The sequence below is a fragment of the Pseudomonas sp. S9 genome (assembly GCF_000222125.1).
GTDB lineage: Bacteria > Pseudomonadota > Gammaproteobacteria > Pseudomonadales > Pseudomonadaceae > Aquipseudomonas > Aquipseudomonas segetis.
Genome location: NZ_AFFX01000011.1, coordinates 54,086 through 71,168, shown reverse-complemented (window position 1 = coordinate 71,168; position 17,083 = coordinate 54,086). Strand labels below are relative to the sequence as shown.

Genomic DNA, 17,083 nt, shown 5'->3' with positions numbered 1-17,083 from the left:
TCGAGTCGAGCCCGGCTCAACCACGCCGGCTGGAACGCGAGCGCAGCTTGTAACGGTCACCGGGATGTATCAACCGGGCGTAACTGACCAAGTGCTCATCCGACCAGGTGCGACGCACCATGCTCAGGCACGGCGCGGCAGTGTCGATATCCAGCCACTGGGCAGTTTGGCTGTCGCCCAACAGGGCTTCGACAACATGCTCGACATCCGAAATCGGGCATTTGGCGACCAGCACCTCATTGGGTGTTTTTTGCGAAAAGTCGGTTTGCAGGTAATCAGGCACCCAGCGCGGATTGACGAAACGATCTTCGAGCTGGATAGGCACGCCACTTTCACGATGGACCAAAATGGTATGGAACACCTCGGTGCCGAGACGCACACCCAGGCGCAGCGCCACTTCATCATCAGCCTCGATGGCCTCACAGCGGATCACATCATTGCTGTAGGCATGGCCACGACTGATGACCTCGGTGGCGATATTGAGCACCTCATGCAGCGACGACTCAGCCTTGCGGTCGGTAACAAAGGTGCCAAGCCCGGCCTGGCGGATCAGATAACCCTTTTGCACCAAATCGCGAATAGCCTTGTTCGCCGTCATTCGGCTTACGCCAAAATCGCGGGCCAATTGTTCCTCGGGAGGAATTTGGTGATGAACCGGATATGCCCCGCTGCTGATGCGCTCCAGCAGGTGCTCCTCGATAACACGATAACGTGGGGTCTTGCTGGCCACGTAGATTCCTTTGTGTGGGGGCGTCGTCCTAATAATACAGGCCGCGACAGATTAGGACGAGCCACATGCACAGCCCGTTACAACTGTCGCGACCACTCGCCTGCTACGCCTCCACAGGTTGCGATGGCAGTAGCCTGGCAGGCATCAGGCCCGACAGCACGCGCTGCTTGAGCAGTTCATCGGCGGCGGCGATATCGGGTGCGAAAAAGCGATCCTCAACATAATAAGGCACAGCATCGCGCAACACCTTGCGCGCCTGCTCCAGGCGTGCGGAACTTGTCAGGCCGGCGCGGAAATCCAGGCCCTGGCAGGCCCCCAGCCACTCAACCGCCAATACCCCACGGGTATTGGTCGCCATTTCCCACAGGCGCTTACCGGCAGCGGGCGCCATTGAAACATGGTCTTCCTGGTTGGCAGAGGTTGGCAAGCTGTCGACACTGTGCGGATGGGCCAATGCCTTGTTCTCGCTGGCGAGCGCCGCAGCCGTCACCTGGGCGATCATGAAACCTGAATTGACGCCGCCATTGGCCACCAGGAATGGCGGCAACTGCGACATATGCTTGTCCATCATCAGCGAGATGCGGCGCTCACTCAACGCACCGATTTCAGCAATGGCCAACGCCAGGTTATCCGCCGCCATGGCCACTGGCTCGGCATGGAAATTACCACCCGAGATAACATCGCCTTCGGCGGCGAACACCAAGGGATTATCCGACACCGCGTTGGCCTCGACCTCAAGCACTTCAGCTGCCTGGCGCAATTGCGTCAGGCAAGCGCCCATGACCTGAGGCTGACAACGCAGCGAGTAGGGGTCCTGCACTTTGTCGCAGGCTTCGTGGGAGCGGCCAACCTCACTGCTCGATTCCAGCAAATAGCGATATACCGCCGCCGCATCAATCTGCCCACGCTGGCCGCGGGCCTGATGAATCCGAGCATCAAAGGGCGCCCGCGACCCGAGCATGGCTTCACCACTCAAGGCGCCACAGACCGACGCGGCCGCAAACAAGTCTTCAGCCTCAAACAGGCCGCGCAGTGCGTAAGCGGTGGAAACCTGCGTGCCATTGAGCAGCGCCAAGCCCTCTTTGGCAGCCAGCGTCAGAGGCTCCAGCCCAGCGACTGCCAATGCTTCTTTTGCAGGCATCCATTCACCGCGATAACGGGCCTGGCTTTCACCCAGCAGTACCAGGGACATATGCGCCAATGGCGCCAGGTCACCGGATGCGCCCACCGACCCCTTGAGCGGGATATGCGGATATACCTCGGCATTGATCAACGCCAGCAAGGCATCGATAACCTTGCGCCGGATACCCGAGAAACCACGCGACAGGCTGTTGACCTTGAGCAGCATGATCAGGCGCACCATGGCGTCATCCAGGGGCTCACCAATACCGGCGGCGTGGGAAAGCACCAGCGAGCGCTGCAGGTTTTCCAAATCTTCAGTCGCAATACGGGTCTGCGCCAACAAACCAAAACCGGTGTTGATCCCGTAGGCCGTGCGGCCCTGGCTAAGAATGCCCTGCACGCAGGCAACACTGTTTTCAATCCCCTGGTCAGCACTCGCATCGAGCACTACCTGTTGTGGATGCTGGTAAAAATTGCGCAATTGGGCAAGATTCAACTGGCCCGGTATCAAGGTTAAAACGGACATAATGGTATCCACTCAGAGATCGAAATTCGGCAGCGCCTGACGCAGGGCGAACAGCGTGTTCACATCGCGCAGCACTTCATAGGTGTGACGAATATCCTGATACAAGGGATGCTCTTCTTCATAGCTGGCCACCAGTTCGCGCAACAAGCCCCAGGCACAACCTGTGCCCTGGCCGAATGGCCGGACCTCAATGAAGTCGAACGCCTGGGCTGCCAGCAGATACTCGATCGCCAGGACGTAAAACGCATTTTCTATGGCTTTGTCCAGCTTCAATGCCGCACTTTCACCCAGGCTCAGGTGGTCTTCTTGCAGCCCGGAAGTCAGGAAGTTGTCGGTCACTGCTGGCAATGCCAGGCGCTTGTTATCCGCCACCAGGGAAGCTGCGCTGTATTGCGCGATCATCATCCCGGATTTCACCCCACCACCCTTGGTCAAAAACGGCGGCAGCTTATTGGCCTGCGGCGTGACCAGACGGTAAGCCCGGCGCTCGGAGATACTGCTCCACTCGCACACCGCGATGGTCAACAGGTCGCACGCCATGGCCACCGACTCGCCGTGGGGGTTGGCCTGGGAAATGATCCGATATTCAGCGCCTTCCTTGACTACCAATGGGTTGTCGGTGGCCGAATTCAGTTCGTCACTGACCTGGCGCGCCGCGTGCTGCAGTTGATCCCGACAAGCCCCATGCACTTGCGGGATGGCACGCAAGCTCAAGGCATCCTGCAGATGCGCGCCCTGGCTCTTGGCGACCACTTCACTGCCCGCTAGCAACTGATGCAGATTGGCCATGGTCTGCTGCATGCCCGCATGGGTTTTCCGCTGGATGGCTGCAAAACTGATCGCATCCAACTGGCAGCCCAAGGCCTCGAAACTCATCGCGGCGACCACATCGGCGCAGCTCGCCAGGTGATAAGCATCCGCCAGGGTCAAGCAGGCCAGACCGGTCATCGCCGGCGTGCCGTTGACCAGGCACAAGCCGTCCTTGGGGCCTAGCTCGACAGGCTGCATGTCGATACTGGCCAAGGCCTGGCTGGCGGTCACAATCTGCCCGGCAAACTCGACATCGCCAATACCCAGTAGCGCCAGGCCAATATGCGCCATGTGCGACAGGTAACCGACCGAGCCCTGCCCGGGCACCACCGGCGTGATGCCCTGGTTGAGCAAGTTCAGCAGACCGTTGACCACATCGGCGCTCACCCCGCAATAACCGTGGCTGTAGTTAACCACCGCGCAGCACATGATGGCCCGCACCTGCTCGCTGCGCAGCGGTGAACTCACACCGCAGGCATGGCTCATCAGGGTGTGTCGCGAAAGCTTGCTCAGCTCGCTGGGGGCAAACACCACATCGCACAAGGCACCGAGGCCAGTGTTGATGCCGTAGTGCGGCTTGCTTGAATGTGCAATCGCCATCACCGCCTCACGGGCTTCATTAACCCGCATCCAGCGATAAGCCGACAGTTCCATGCGCGCGCCATGGCGCGCGACGTTGACGACATCAGACCAGGTAACCGGCGCTTCGCTCAGCAATACATCAGGCAATGGGTTGTTCATTTACCACCCCTAACTGCTCGCGACTGACACGCTCTTGGCTGTCCAGTGTTTTTTTTTTGAAAACAAAAACCCGAGCTGCCGAAGCCGCGATAAGGATAAACAGGAACAATAGGGTGAAGCCGCCAGCAGCGGCGAGGTACTTGATGCCATCGACCCCCTGCGCGCCACCACCGAATGCAACCATGATGAAGGCAATCGCACTGATCGAAAGCCCCCAGATAATCTTCTGTGACTTGGGCGACTCCTCGTCCGCACGAATGTTCTTGGTGCAGATCGAGGCAATGGTCGAGGTCATGGAATCCGCCGCAGTGGCGAAGGAGATAATCAAGGTGAAGATTGCCAGCGGCACCAATAGGGCCGACATGGGCAAGTGCTGCAAGAAGCCCCAAAGGCCCGCCACGGCGCCATGATCGGTAATTACCTTGATCAAATCGAGGCTGCCATCAAGCTGCCACTTGATGGCTGAAGCGCCCCAGATCGCAAACCAGACCATGCCGAACACCGAAGGCAGAATCCAGTTGATAATCAGGAACTGGCGCAGCGTGCGACCATAGGAAATACGCGCCAGGAACAAGCCCATCAGCGGCGCATAGGCAATCCAGATCGACCAGTCGTACATGGTCCACCAGGTCACCAGCGCCTCGCCTCCAGATTCCTTGGTGTCAAACGACCAGAGGAAGAAGTTATCCAGCCAGTAGCCAATGGAGGTCACCGACAAATTGAAGATGTAGCTCAGTGGCCCGACGATCAGCAGGATGACAACGAAGGCATAGAAGATATAGGCATTGATTGACGACAGGAACTGGATGCCACGCTTGAGTCCGGACAGCGCCGAGGTGACAAATACAGCCGTGATCAACAGCGACAGGATCAGCCAGGTGACGGGGCTTGATTGAATGCCGTACTGCGCCTCGATACCGGAGCTGATCAGGGCCAGCCCCGCACCCAGCGACGATGCCAAGCCCAGTGCGATAGCCAGCACCGAAACAATATCGATCAGTGATTTAACCACTGGCCGCTGGTTATGCGCGCCAATCACAGGCGACAGCGTGGCGGCGATCGAAAATTCCTTTTTCCGGTTGTAATGCATTTAGGCGATCATCAAGCCGACAATCGAATACATTGCATAGGGAATGAAACTCCAGTTATGGAAACAGCGCGCCAGGGAAAAAATCGCAGCCTCTGCACTGCCTGGAGCAAAGGACTGATTGGCAATTTCGCCGTAGATATTGCCCAGATAAATGATTGGCTCATTGACCGAATAGGTCACCACGCCGGTTGCGATCCCGCCCGTCAAGGCCATCGCAAAGTTCGATGCCATTGAAAATGTCGGCTTTGCATTGGCGCCGCCAAGACGGATATCCCCGGCCTTGGAGAAGAAGATATAGGCCACGAGGCCCAGCACCGAAATCGCTAACAACTGGTACAGCCAGGCGAAGTCGGAAAGTGAAAAGTAGAAGACGTCCTTGGCCACTCGGACCAACATTTCATTGTTCAACAAACCGATGGTTACAGCGACCAGGACCACCAGGAATGTTGGGATAAATACACTACGGTTCAGGCTTTGTTGACTCTTGGAGTTCATTGTTGTCTGCCTTATGGGATGTTGCATCCATTGCCCAGCCGCTGTCACCAGCGGCTGGGCCCTAACGCCTAGCGGTCGCCGAGCATAGGCAAATCCAGCCCTTGCTCACGCGCGCAGTCAGCGGCGATCTCGTAGCCGGCATCGGCATGACGCATCACCCCTGTGCCTGGATCGTTGCGCAAGACCCGGCCCAGTCGCGCACGGGCTTCTGGCGTGCCATCGGCCACGATCACCACGCCTGAGTGCTGCGAATACCCCATGCCGACACCACCGCCGTGGTGCAACGAGACCCAGGTCGCGCCACCGGCCGTGTTCAACAGGGCGTTGAGCAGCGGCCAGTCAGAGACAGCATCGGAGCCATCAAGCATGCTTTCGGTTTCACGGTTAGGGCTGGCAACCGAACCTGAATCGAGGTGGTCCCGACCAATTACCACAGGCGCCTTGAGTTCACCGCTTGCCACCATATCATTGAAGGCTTGGGCCAGGCGTGCGCGGTCCTTCAAGCCGACCCAGCAAATCCGGGCGGGCACGCCCTGAAAGCTGATGCGTCCGCGGGCCATGTCCAGCCAGTTGTGCAGGTGCTTGTCGTCCGGGATCAGCTCTTTGACCTTGGCATCGGTCTTGTAGATGTCTTCCGGATCACCGGAGAGCGCGACCCAACGGAACGGGCCGATGCCCTGGCAGAACAACGGACGAATATAGGCCGGCACGAAACCCGGGAAGTCGAACGCGTTTTCGACGCCCTCTTCCAGCGCCATCTGGCGAATGTTGTTGCCGTAGTCGAAGGTTGGAATCCCCATTTTCTGGAATGCCAGCATGGCACTTACATGCTCGGCCATCGACTGCTTGGCGGCCTTGACCACCGCATCGGCATCGGTCTGGGCACGGTCGCGGTATTCTTCCCAGGTCCAGCCTTTTGGCAGGTAGCCGTTGAGTGGATCGTGGGCACTGGTCTGGTCAGTGACCATGTCCGGACGCACACCACGGCGCACCAGTTCCGGCAGAATTTCAGCCGCATTGCCACACAGCGCAATGGAGATGGCCTTGCCTTCAGCGGTGTATTTGTGGATGCGCGCCAGTGCATCATCGAGATCCGAAGCCTGCTCATCGACATAGCGGGTCTTCAAGCGGAAATCGATGCGGCTCTGCTGGCATTCGATGTTCAGCGAGCAAGCCCCCGCCAGCGTTGCCGCCAACGGCTGGGCGCCACCCATGCCGCCCAAGCCGGCGGTGAGTACCCAGCGCCCGCTGAGGTTGCCGTCGTAGTGCTGGCGACCAGCTTCGACGAAGGTTTCGTATGTGCCCTGAACGATGCCTTGCGAGCCGATGTAGATCCAGCTGCCAGCAGTCATCTGGCCATACATGGCCAGGCCCTTGGCATCGAGTTCATTGAAGTGCTTCCAGGTCGCCCAATGTGGCACCAGGTTGGAGTTGGCGAGCAGTACACGCGGTGCATCGGCATGGGTTTCAAATACACCGACCGGCTTGCCCGACTGGATCAGCAACGTCTGGTTGTCCTCAAGGCGGGTCAGCACCTCGACGATCTTGTCGTAGCATTCCCAGTTACGGGCTGCACGGCCAATGCCACCATAGACCACCAGCTCATTGGGATTCTCGGCTACTTCAGGATCGAGGTTGTTCATCAGCATGCGCAATGGCGCTTCGGTCAGCCAGCTTTTGGCGGTCAGTTTGCTACCGCGTGCAGCGCGGATTTCAGTGTCACGGAAGAGGCTCATAACAGGCTCCTTTGAAGTAGCGTCAAGGCTTAAATAAGGTTGAGTGAGTGCACCAGGTAGGCCAGCACTATGCTGAATACCAGGCTTAAAACAGTGCGCTGCAGCCAGACCAGCAACAGGTCGCGCAAACGCAGGGGAATCCGCGTGGCAAGCACGCAGGGAATGGATGCGGAAAGAAACAGCACGCTGCTGACCGAGACGATGGCAACGACAAACTTGACCATCACCTCGGCATCCTTAAGCAATATTGCGGGGAGAAACATCTCGGCCAGCCCCGACGCGATGGCTCCGGCCACCTGCATTGGATCACTCACGCCAAGCAGCCAGGTCAGCGGATAGAAAAGCACGCCCAGGGCATCGAAAATGGGGGTGTACTTGGCGGCCAGCAAACCGAGCAGGCCCACCGCCAGGATGCTCGGCAAGATGGCTGCCGTCATGCGCAGGCCATCGACAAAGGTTTCACGCAGCGACAGCCACAGGGCAGGCGCCTGGCTGGCTTGGGTCAGGCCTGCGTTCCAGGCGCTGGCAATACGGCTTTGACCGGCCTTGAGTTCTGGCTCAGGAGCACTTTCGTCCGGCAATTTCGACAGAGGGTAAATACGCGCGCTAACCGCCGTCACGCTGAAGGTGACCAGCATCGCGCTCCAGAAATACAGGTTCCAGCTGTCCATCAGGCCGAGCGTCTTGGCGATAATGACCATAAATGGCGCCGACACTGTGGAAAACCCCGTGGCGATGATCGCCGCTTCGCGCAGGCTGTAATGACCCTGTTGATACATGCGGTCGGTAATCAGCAAACCCACCGAATAGCTGCCCACAAACGAGGCCACCGCATCAATGGCTGACTTGCCCGGCGTACGCCAGATTGGACGCATGACCGGCTGCATCAAAACGCCGATCAGTTCGAGCAGGCCAAAACCGATGAGGAACACCAGCGCCAGCGCGCCCAGCGGAACGATCAGGGCAAGACTCAACACCAGCTTGTCGAACAGAAAAGGCAACATGCCCGGCGCATACAAGGCTTGCGGACCAAGCTCCAGCAGATATGCAACACCGACCAACAGGCCAAACACCTTGAGCACACTGAACACAGTGGTGGTCAAGTCTTTGCGCCAGTTGCCACTGAACCAGGGCTGCAGCGCGCCGTAGAGCATAAACAGCAATGCGATGACGATGACCAGTGGCCGGGCATTGGCTTGCAAGGCGCTGGCAGCATGGTCGAGAAGAATGGTCGAACGTCCACCGATGGTGAATGGAACAAAAAAGACCAGCAAGCCGATCAGGCTGTACCCCAGCAGGCGCGCCAAGGCTCGTGACCTGGAGACGCCAGTGGTCAACGACAGTTGCTCACTCATGACAACGCACCTGAAGCAGGCTGCAAAGCAGCTTCGTCCGGGTTAGCGAAAACATTCATCGGGTATTTCCTCACTGTTGTTTTTGTTGGAGAAAAAACGGTGTTGGGGCCTGCGCCTCAGCCCGTCAGTGACAGCAGGTGGATTAAGCGCGCCGCCACCCGAGCGGTGCGGCTGTCGATGTCATGACTTGGGTTCAGCTCGGCCAGGTCCGCCAGGCGCAACTTGCCGCTGTCGCGGATTAATTCCAGCAAGGGCTCGAGCAACGCCAACGACACGCCACGCGCTGCCGGAGCGCTCACGCCAGGGGCTTCGCAAGCTGGCAGCACATCGATATCAATGGTCAGGTAGATGACATCGCAGTCATCAATAAAGCCCTGCACATCTGCTGCAATCTCATCGAGGCTGTCGGCGCGGATTTGGCGGTCCTCGCGCACCAGCACATCCAGGGCCTCGGCCCGCTGGAACAAGGCGCGGGTATTGCTCGCCCGACTCACGCCCAGGCAGGCATAGCGAAATGGCCAATTGCGCTGCGCGCATTGCTCGGCGATTTGCGCGAATGGCGTGCCCGATGAACGCACAAAGGCAGGATCACGCAGGTCGAAATGGGCATCGAAATTAATGATGCCAATACTTGGTGCAGCCACACCGGCCAGGCGCCCGGCAATACATTGCCAGCTACCAAAAGCAACTTCATGCCCACCGCCCATGACGATCGGCAAGTGTCCGGCGTCGAGCAACGCCGCGACATTGGCCCCGAGGCGCGCTTGCGCCGCTTCAAGATTGTCATCGGCGCAAACCACGTCCCCGGCATCGAATGCCGGGCCATTGCGATGCCAGGCCAGATTCGCCAACGCCTTGCGAATAGCTTCAGGGCCAGCGGCAGCGCCGACGCGACCATGATTGCGGCGCACACCTTCATCACTGGCAAAACCGATCAAGGCAACACCAGGCTGCACATCGGGCGCCAGTGGTTGAATGCGCTGATGCCAGCGTGGGCTGTCTGCCTCAGGATCGGTACGTCCAACCCAGAGCTGCATAGAGTGACGATCAACGGTCATGGGTCAGCACTCCTGCAAAAACACGCTGGCGCATCCGCCCGGGCTGGACCGCATAAGCCAGTTCGGCAGGCTGCTGCACATCCCAGACACACAGGTTGGCGGGCGCTCCGACCGCGATACGACCAAGGTCCTTGCGCCCAATCGCGGTGGCCGCATGGGCAGTCGCCCCGGCCAGGGCTTCACGCGGCGTCATGCGAAATAGCGTGCACGCCAGGTTGAGCATCAAGGTGGGGAAACAAATAGGCGAGGTACCCGGATTCGCATCGCTGGCCAGGGCCATTGGCACACCGTGATCGCGCAGTAACTGAATCGGCGGTAATTGGGTTTCACGCAAGGTGTGGAACGCCCCCGGCAGCAATGTAGCAACAGTGCCGGCTTGCGCCATGGCTTTAACCCCGGCCTCATCGAGAAACTCGATATGATCTGCAGAGAGCGCCCCGTAGCGAGCGGCCAAGGCACTGGCGCCCTGGTTGGAGAGTTGTTCGGCATGTACTTTTATCGCCAGGCCGTGGGCTTGGGCAGCCATGAAGACGCGCTCGGTTTGCGCAGGGCTGAAGGCGATGTTTTCACAAAACACATCCACCGCATCGGCCAGGCCTTCACGGGCGGCAGCCGGGATCATCTGCTCACAGACCAGGCTTATATAGCCATCGCTGTTGTCAGCAAACTCGGGTGGCAAGGCATGGGCGCCGAGCAATGTTGTGGTGACATGAACCGGAAGTTGTTCGGCCAGGCGCCGAGCGACGCGCAGCATTTTCAGCTCATCGGCGGTGGTCAGACCGTACCCCGACTTGATTTCGACGCTGGTAACACCATCATCAATCAGCGCCTGCAATCGCGGCAGTGTCTGCTCCAGCAGCGCCTCTTCGCTGGCGTCACGCACGGCGCGCACCGAACTGATAATACCGCCGCCAGCACGGGCGATCTCGGCGTAGCTGGCGCCCTCTAGACGCAGCTCAAACTCTGCGGCGCGGTTACCGGCGAAGACTAGGTGGGTATGGCAATCGACCAGGCCAGGGGTCATCACCCCGCCTCGCCCAACTTCTTGAGCCCCCTGGGCGTCCTGCAGCGCAAAAACTGACTCAGGCCACAGCCCTGCAATCACACCGCCCCTGATTAATACAGCCATGGGTTCAGGCAGCGTCTGCAAGCCATCAAAAACGCTGACATCGCGCCAGAGCTTTGCATCTTGACTGGATAAAGGCATAGGGAGCTCCTTAATTCTTATGTATATACATTAAAAGTGATTCAAATAAGGGTCAAGCCCCCTTCCGTCAGTTTTTCGTACCGCTTCTCAGCCTGTTAATTGCAGGAAAGCTATTGCCCAGCCCCCATGATCAGCGCTAAATTGCTGACAAGAGCAGAGGGTTATGCTTCAAGCTACAAAATCGAAGACCCTTTCAGCTCACAATTCCATAAGCCCGCAATATGTATATACATTGAATTGAGCATTAATAATGAGTATCCGTAGAATCGGCCTGGCAACCGCCAAGCACATGCCGTGGAAAAACGGTGCAGGCAGCACTGCAGAACTGGCTATTTTCCCGGTGGATGCGCAACTCAATGATTTTGCCTGGCGTATCAGCAGCGCCAGGGTTGGCGCAGATGGGGCCTTCTCCAGTTTTATCGGACTGGATCGCAGCCTGGCGATATTGAGTGGTGCGGGCCTGCGCTTGAGCTGCCAAGGCAGTGCACCAAAGTTGCTGACACTCGCCTCTGAGCCCTGGTCGTTTCGCGGCGAAACCCCGATCTACGCCGAACTGATTGATGGTGAGGTGACCGATTTCAACCTGATCAGCCGCCGCGCCGACTGGACTCACCAGTTGCAGATGCTGGAGATCATCGAGGGCCACAACCTGCCCGCGACAGAGCAGGCAACAGTGCTGATGATCTATTGCCATTCGGGTGGTCCGCTGCGCTGCCAAACCAGCAGCGCCCAGCATCTGTTGGCCCCAGGAGAAGGACTGCTACTCGACGAGGCAGACGCCGGACAAGCCCTCGACATCAGCGCACAAAGCCCCGGCAAACTGTATATCGCTTACCTGAAAAATCTCGCTGAATAAGGAAGTTGCGCCACAGGCTGACTCGCGCGACAACAGCCCCGCTGTACTCATACCTCGCGGGGCCGCCCCAGGCATCAGTTCGGCTGCATCATCGCCAGCAATCGTTCGCCATCAATTGCCGGGCAGGTACCTTCAGGCTTTTGCATGGGCGCATCCTCTGCGGCCAACATGGCATTTAACACAGCCTCCTCGGTGGCTTGCACCGCCGCCATGTAGATGGCATCAAAACACTCATCATTGAGGTAGTCGAGGTTCTGTCTGGTCTGCGCCAGCTGTGGCAGTGGCCGCGGGTTGGCGACGCTGAAGGCGAGAAAGATATCCCCGGAGTTATTGCCACCTGGTGTGCCGCCCAGCGCAATACCAAGGCCAGCACGCTGCGCCAGGCGCTTGAGTTGATGAGGCAACAGCGGCGCATCGGTCGCGATAACCACAATAATGGAACCACGCTCACGATCCAGACCTGCCGGCACAGCCTGAGGCCAACGCTCACCAACCGGCGAACCAAGCACCTTGAGCCAACTGCGCTGACCGTGATTGGCCTGGACCAATACACCGAGCATATGGTGCTTGCCATCGATCTCCAGACTACGCGAGGCGGTGCCAGTCCCCCCCTTGAAGCCGTAGCAGATCATGCCGTTGCCACCCCCCACATTGCCTTCGGCGATGGGCCCACTTGCGGCTGAATCTATAGCGCAAAGCGCATCAGCCTCGGTCACATGCTGGCCATTGATATCGTTGATCACCCCGTCATAGGTTTCGGCAACCACCGGCATGGCCCACAAATGTTCGGCCTGCCAGGCATCTGCGAAGTGGTTGATGGTCCAGCGGGTGGCTGCATGATGCACGATACCGAAACTGTGCGAGTTGGTGATGCACATGGGGCCGAGAAAATATCCGCCCTGCTCTATCCAATGCGTGCCGGTCATTTCGCCGTTGCCATTAAGCGCATGAAAGCCCGCCCATACAGGTTGTGGCTCTGGCTGGTAACCACGCGGCAAAATTGCCGTGACCCCGGTTTTCACCCGTTTGCCGTTGGCCGCAACTGCGTCGAGCGTTTGATAACCAACCAGCACACCAGGCACATCGGTTATGGCATTGTTCGGGCCGGTCTTGCCGGGCATAGGCAGACCGAGTTCGCGGGCGCGGAGCTTAGCCATGTGTGTCTTCCTTGGTTGTCGCGGGCTGACGGCTGCGCAGGTACAAACCGACGGCAGCAATAATGAATGAGGCAATCAGCAGCAGTGTGGCGATGGCGTTGATCTCGGGCTTGATGCCCCTGCGGATCATGCCGTAGATGTAGACCGGCAAGGTGGTCGAGTCGACACCGGAGATAAAGTAAGTGATCACCAGGTCGTCCATCGAGATGATGAAGGCCAGGAGCGCGCCACCAATCACACCCGGCAGAATCAGCGGCAAGGTGATACGCCGGAAAGTGTACATGGGTGATGCGCCAAGATCGGCCGAGGCCTCTTCAAGTCGTGTATCCATGCCCGCCAGACGAGCACTGACGACCAGAAATACATAGCTGATAAGAAAGGTGCAGTGGCCGATGATGATCGATGCCTTGCCCAACGGCATGCCGATACCGACGAAGAAAATCAGCAAGGCGATGCCCAATACAATGTCGGGCATCAGCATTGGCATAAACATCAACACCCGGTAGAAACCTTGCAGGCGGAAGCGGTAGCGCGCCAAGGCCAAGGCCATGAAGGTCCCGGCAACAGTCGAGATCGCCGTGGTGCTGAGGGCGATGGTCAAGCTGGTACGCAATGCCGCCAACAACTGATCACTGGATTCAACGTACATCTTGCTTGAGCCGAGACTGTTGGACAGGCCAAACAGCGAGCGATACCAGTCGAGCGATGCGCCATTCCAGATCATCATGTTGATCGGATTGGAGTTGAATGAATACACCACGATCAATGCAATAGGCAGGTACAGGAAGATAAAGAATGCCAGGCTGTAGCCGCCCAACAAACCGCGCCCCAGACGCGCAAGAAGTGAGTTCATGAAACACCTGCCTTGTTGCGGTTCTGAGCCAGCACATTGAGAATCAGGCAGATCAGGACCGCGACCATCAGCAACATCGCCAGCGCGGCACCGAAGGGCCAGTTGCGCGCTGCCAGGAACTGCTGCTCAACCAGGCTGCCAATCATCAGGACCTGAGCACCGCCCAGCAACGAAGGCACGATGAAATTGCCCAGGCTGGGAATGAATACGATGATCGACCCGGCGGCAACACCCGGCAGGGTCATGGGAAAAATAATCTTCCAGAAACTCTGCCAGCGGCTTGCACCCAGGTCAGCCGAGGCCTCGAGCAGGCGCCGGTCGAGCTTTTCGACACTGGCGTAAACCGGCATGAACATAAAGGGAATAAAAATGTAGGTCATGCCGATCAGCACCGCCGTTTCGGTGTAAATCAGGTTGATCGGGGTATTGATGCCGAGCGCCAGCAGCGTGGTGTTGATAAAACCACTCGGACGCAGGATCAGCACCCAGGCGTACAGACGTATGATCAGGCTGGTGAAAAATGGCAAGGTGATGAGAAACATGCAGAAATTGCGCATCTTCTCCGGTTGCCGAGCGACCCAGAAGGCTGCGGGATAGCACACCAGCAGCGTCAGGAACACGGTGATCGCCGCCAGCTTGAATGAGCGCAGGATGATTTCTAAATAGACAGGGTCAAACTCTTCAAGCGTGCCATCAGCCCAGCCCAGTACGCGACCGAAGTTGTCCGGATAGAAGTTCCACTCGACACCACCATACAGGCCAGGCTCAAGCATGCTGTAAGTCGCCATGATCACCAGCGGGGCGATGAAGAACAGGCCGATGACAAATGTCGCTGGACTCAACAAACCTAACAGCTGCAGGCGCTTGCGTCCCTCTAGCGTGCTCATGGCTTGACCTCGGGAATCAGGTGAACAGCGTCAAGCGCGTACCATAATTGCAGGCTGCTGCCCGGCTGCAGGCGATGCAGATCATGACGACCTGTATCACGGATGACCGCCTTTACCTGGCTGCCATGAACCGTGCGCAGGCTAACCTCGAAGTCCTTGCCAATAAACAGGGTCTGCTCGACCTTGCCTTCCAGCGCCGCCCCCTGGGCTTGCGGCCTGTCGAGTTGAAACTGCTCAGGTCGCAACATGGCCTGCAGCTTCTGCCCGACCTTCAGGTCGCGACGCGGGACCTGCAGCAAGTCGCCTCGTTGGCTGAGCAGGTCGGCGTTATCTCCATTACCTGCGCTGACACTGGCCTCGAACAGATTGCTCTCACCGATAAACCCAGCGACAAATGCATTAGCCGGGCGGTCGTAGATTTCGGTTGGCGTGCCGACCTGCTGAATGTGGCCGCCATTGAGCACCACAATCCGATCGGACATGGTCAGCGCTTCTTCCTGGTCATGGGTGACAAAGACAAACGCAATGCCCAGTTCATGCTGCAGCTTCTTCAACTCACGCTGCATGCTTTGGCGCAATTGGCGGTCGAGTGCCGACAGTGGCTCATCCAGCAGCAACAAGGCCGGACGATCAACCAAGGCTCGGGCCAGCGCAACGCGTTGTTGCTGGCCCCCTGAAAGCTGTCCCGGCTTACGCCGCTCAAGGCCGCCAAGCCCAACCAGTTCGAGCGCCTCGGCAATGCGCGTACGACGCTCAGCCTTACCGACACCACGCACCTCAAGCGCGTAACCAACATTGTCGCCGACGCTCATGTGTGGAAACAGCGCATAACTCTGGAATACCGTGTGCACTGGCCGTTGATGGGCCGGCACGCTGTTCATCTGGGTTTGCTGAATCAGCAGTTCGCCGTCGTCCAGTTGCTCGAAACCGCTGATAACACGCAACAGGGTAGTCTTGCCGCAGCCTGAAGGCCCAAGCAAGGTCACAAACTCGTTGGCACCGACACTCAGGTCGATGCCGTCGAGCGCAGGCACCAGGTGGCCTTCGGGTGCACGGTAGTGCTTTACGGCGCCGCGAATCTCGACGACCGGCGCAATACGGGTGTAGACGCTCATGAGTAACTCCGCCCCGGCCTCATTGACCGGGATTCACTGCAGGAGAATTGGCCGCGGGTTCGCGACTCAGTTGGCTGTGCGAACTTTTGTCCAGGTGCGGTCGTACAGCTTCAGCGCCTTGCCGATATCTTCGAAGATCTGCAGCTTGGCCATTACATCCGCCGGAGGATTGATCTGAGGATCGTCACGCAAATCGCTCGGCAGCAGCTTCAACGCAGCCTTGTTCGGCGTGCCATTGGTTTGTTGCGCGGTATTGAGCGCGGCGATTTCAGGATCAAGGAAGAACTCCATAAACCGTTTGGCATTGGCCTTGTTCGGGGCGCTCTTGAGTACGCACATATCTTCCTGGTACATGGTCGCGCCGCCTTTTGGAATCACGTAGGCAAGTTTCTCCGGCTCTTGCTTGACGTACATCTCGGCGCCCACGAAATACTGCGCAGCTACTGCATCGCCAGACTGAACCATAGGCACGCTGTCATAGGTGAATGCTGAGATTAACGGCTTGCGTTGCAGTAGCCAGTCGGCCGCCAGCTTGAGGTCATCGCGGTTGGTGCTGTTGACTGATTTTCCGTTCTCGATCAGCCCTACACCGAGTGTTTCGCGCATGTCATCAAGCATGATGACTTTCTTGCCTGCCTTGGCTTCAGCAAAGAAGTCATCCCAGGTTTCAATAGGCTTGGATACCTTGGTCTTGTTGTAAAAAATACCCACGGTCCCCCAGGCATACGGCATGCAATATTCGCCGTTGGGGTCAGACTTTGCGCGCAGGAACTGCGGGTCGATATTGGCGAAGGCCGGGCTCTGGTTGATATCGGTCTTCTCCAGCAAATCCAGCGCGGCCATGCTGTCGTGCATATGCACTGACGGGAAGACGATGTCATAGCCGCTCGCCCCCGCCTGTAACTTGGCAAGCATTTCCTCGTTACTGCCATAGGTATCAAGCGACACCTTGATACCGGTTTCAGCGGTGAAACGCTTTAGTACTTCGGGGTTGATATAGTCGCCCCAATTGTACAGGTGCAGCTCTTCGGCCGCGGCGGCGCCATTGGCGAAGAGAAAAGCGCCAAGGGCGGCACAGAGCGTGGTTTTACGCAGTGTTAGCATGTTCCTGTTCTCCGTTTGAGGTCGCGCCGATCGAGCACGACCGCTGTAATTGTTGTTGCGGCAGGAATCCGAGACAGCGACGCGGCAGGTTGGCTTTTTTATGCTGAACAAGGCCTGACCCCTGTTGCCTGCGACCGGCATCTCCTTGCGATACAGCTTGAGAGTAGAATATATTTATTCCAAAGATCAACACTTTGATATATTAATTCCAGATCTTTTTATCATAATCAGGGACACGCAC

13 protein-coding genes and 1 pseudogene are annotated in these 17,083 nt (G+C 58.1%); 1 reads left to right on the top strand and 13 read right to left on the bottom strand.

Annotated features, from left to right (window positions below; translation table 11 throughout):
- Window positions 1-16: 16 nt before the first annotated feature.
- The 8 genes and pseudogenes from hutC to hutI all read right to left on the bottom strand — a co-directional run bounded on the left by hutC (window position 17) and on the right by hutI (window position 10,870).
- Window positions 17-730, bottom strand: a complete 714-nt coding sequence (gene hutC / locus PSES9_RS0119070) for a histidine utilization repressor (RefSeq protein ID WP_010489644.1) — start codon at window positions 728-730, stop codon at window positions 17-19.
- Between the two features lie 103 nt (window positions 731-833).
- Window positions 834-2,378, bottom strand: a complete 1,545-nt coding sequence (gene hutH, locus PSES9_RS0119065; protein WP_010489643.1) for a histidine ammonia-lyase — start codon at window positions 2,376-2,378, stop codon at window positions 834-836.
- A gap of 12 nt (window positions 2,379-2,390) precedes the next feature.
- Entirely contained in the window at window positions 2,391-3,929 is a 1,539-nt protein-coding gene (locus tag PSES9_RS0119060) for an HAL/PAL/TAL family ammonia-lyase (RefSeq protein ID WP_010489642.1), read from the bottom strand.
- A pseudogene (locus PSES9_RS23930) lies at window positions 3,910-5,514 on the bottom strand (BCCT family transporter). Before PSES9_RS23930 ends, PSES9_RS0119060 begins: the two are co-directional and overlap by 20 nt.
- A 68-nt stretch (window positions 5,515-5,582) precedes the next feature.
- Window positions 5,583-7,250, bottom strand: coding sequence for a urocanate hydratase (hutU, locus tag PSES9_RS0119050; RefSeq protein ID WP_010489641.1), 1,668 nt, complete (start codon window positions 7,248-7,250; stop codon window positions 5,583-5,585).
- Between the two features lie 29 nt (window positions 7,251-7,279).
- Window positions 7,280-8,605, bottom strand: coding sequence for a YjiH family protein (locus tag PSES9_RS0119045; RefSeq protein ID WP_010489640.1), 1,326 nt, complete (start codon window positions 8,603-8,605; stop codon window positions 7,280-7,282).
- A 116-nt stretch (window positions 8,606-8,721) separates the two neighbouring features.
- Window positions 8,722-9,663, bottom strand: coding sequence for a formimidoylglutamase (gene hutG / locus PSES9_RS0119040; protein ID WP_010489638.1), 942 nt, complete (start codon window positions 9,661-9,663; stop codon window positions 8,722-8,724).
- The gene (gene hutI, locus PSES9_RS0119035) at window positions 9,653-10,870 is read right to left on the bottom strand and encodes an imidazolonepropionase (protein ID WP_010489636.1); all 1,218 of its coding nucleotides are present in this window, start codon (window positions 10,868-10,870) and stop codon (window positions 9,653-9,655) included. Before hutI ends, hutG begins: the two co-directional genes overlap by 11 nt.
- Before the next feature lie 250 nt (window positions 10,871-11,120).
- Between hutI and PSES9_RS0119030 the strand changes: the two genes are divergently transcribed.
- On the top strand, window positions 11,121-11,726 hold the full coding sequence (locus PSES9_RS0119030) for a HutD/Ves family protein (protein WP_010489634.1): 606 nt from the start codon (window positions 11,121-11,123) through the stop codon (window positions 11,724-11,726).
- 74 nt (window positions 11,727-11,800) lie between these two features.
- Here PSES9_RS0119030 and PSES9_RS0119025 read toward each other — a convergent pair whose 3' ends face one another.
- From PSES9_RS0119025 to PSES9_RS0119005, 5 genes are all read right to left on the bottom strand, one after another.
- A complete protein-coding gene (locus PSES9_RS0119025; RefSeq protein ID WP_010489632.1) occupies window positions 11,801-12,883 on the bottom strand; it encodes a DmpA family aminopeptidase in 1,083 nt (360 codons plus the stop codon).
- Window positions 12,876-13,736: an ABC transporter permease gene (locus tag PSES9_RS0119020; RefSeq protein WP_010489631.1), complete on the bottom strand. Its 861-nt coding sequence runs from the start codon at window positions 13,734-13,736 to the stop codon at window positions 12,876-12,878. The genes PSES9_RS0119025 and PSES9_RS0119020 overlap by 8 nt, the downstream gene beginning before the upstream one ends.
- On the bottom strand, window positions 13,733-14,623 hold the full coding sequence (locus PSES9_RS0119015) for an ABC transporter permease (protein WP_010489628.1): 891 nt from the start codon (window positions 14,621-14,623) through the stop codon (window positions 13,733-13,735). Before PSES9_RS0119015 ends, PSES9_RS0119020 begins: the two co-directional genes overlap by 4 nt.
- Window positions 14,620-15,738, bottom strand: coding sequence for an ABC transporter ATP-binding protein (locus PSES9_RS0119010; RefSeq protein WP_010489627.1), 1,119 nt, complete (start codon window positions 15,736-15,738; stop codon window positions 14,620-14,622). Before PSES9_RS0119010 ends, PSES9_RS0119015 begins: the two co-directional genes overlap by 4 nt.
- 66 nt (window positions 15,739-15,804) lie before the next feature.
- Window positions 15,805-16,842, bottom strand: a complete 1,038-nt coding sequence (locus tag PSES9_RS0119005; RefSeq protein WP_010489624.1) for a polyamine ABC transporter substrate-binding protein — start codon at window positions 16,840-16,842, stop codon at window positions 15,805-15,807.
- Window positions 16,843-17,083 lie beyond the last annotated feature (241 nt).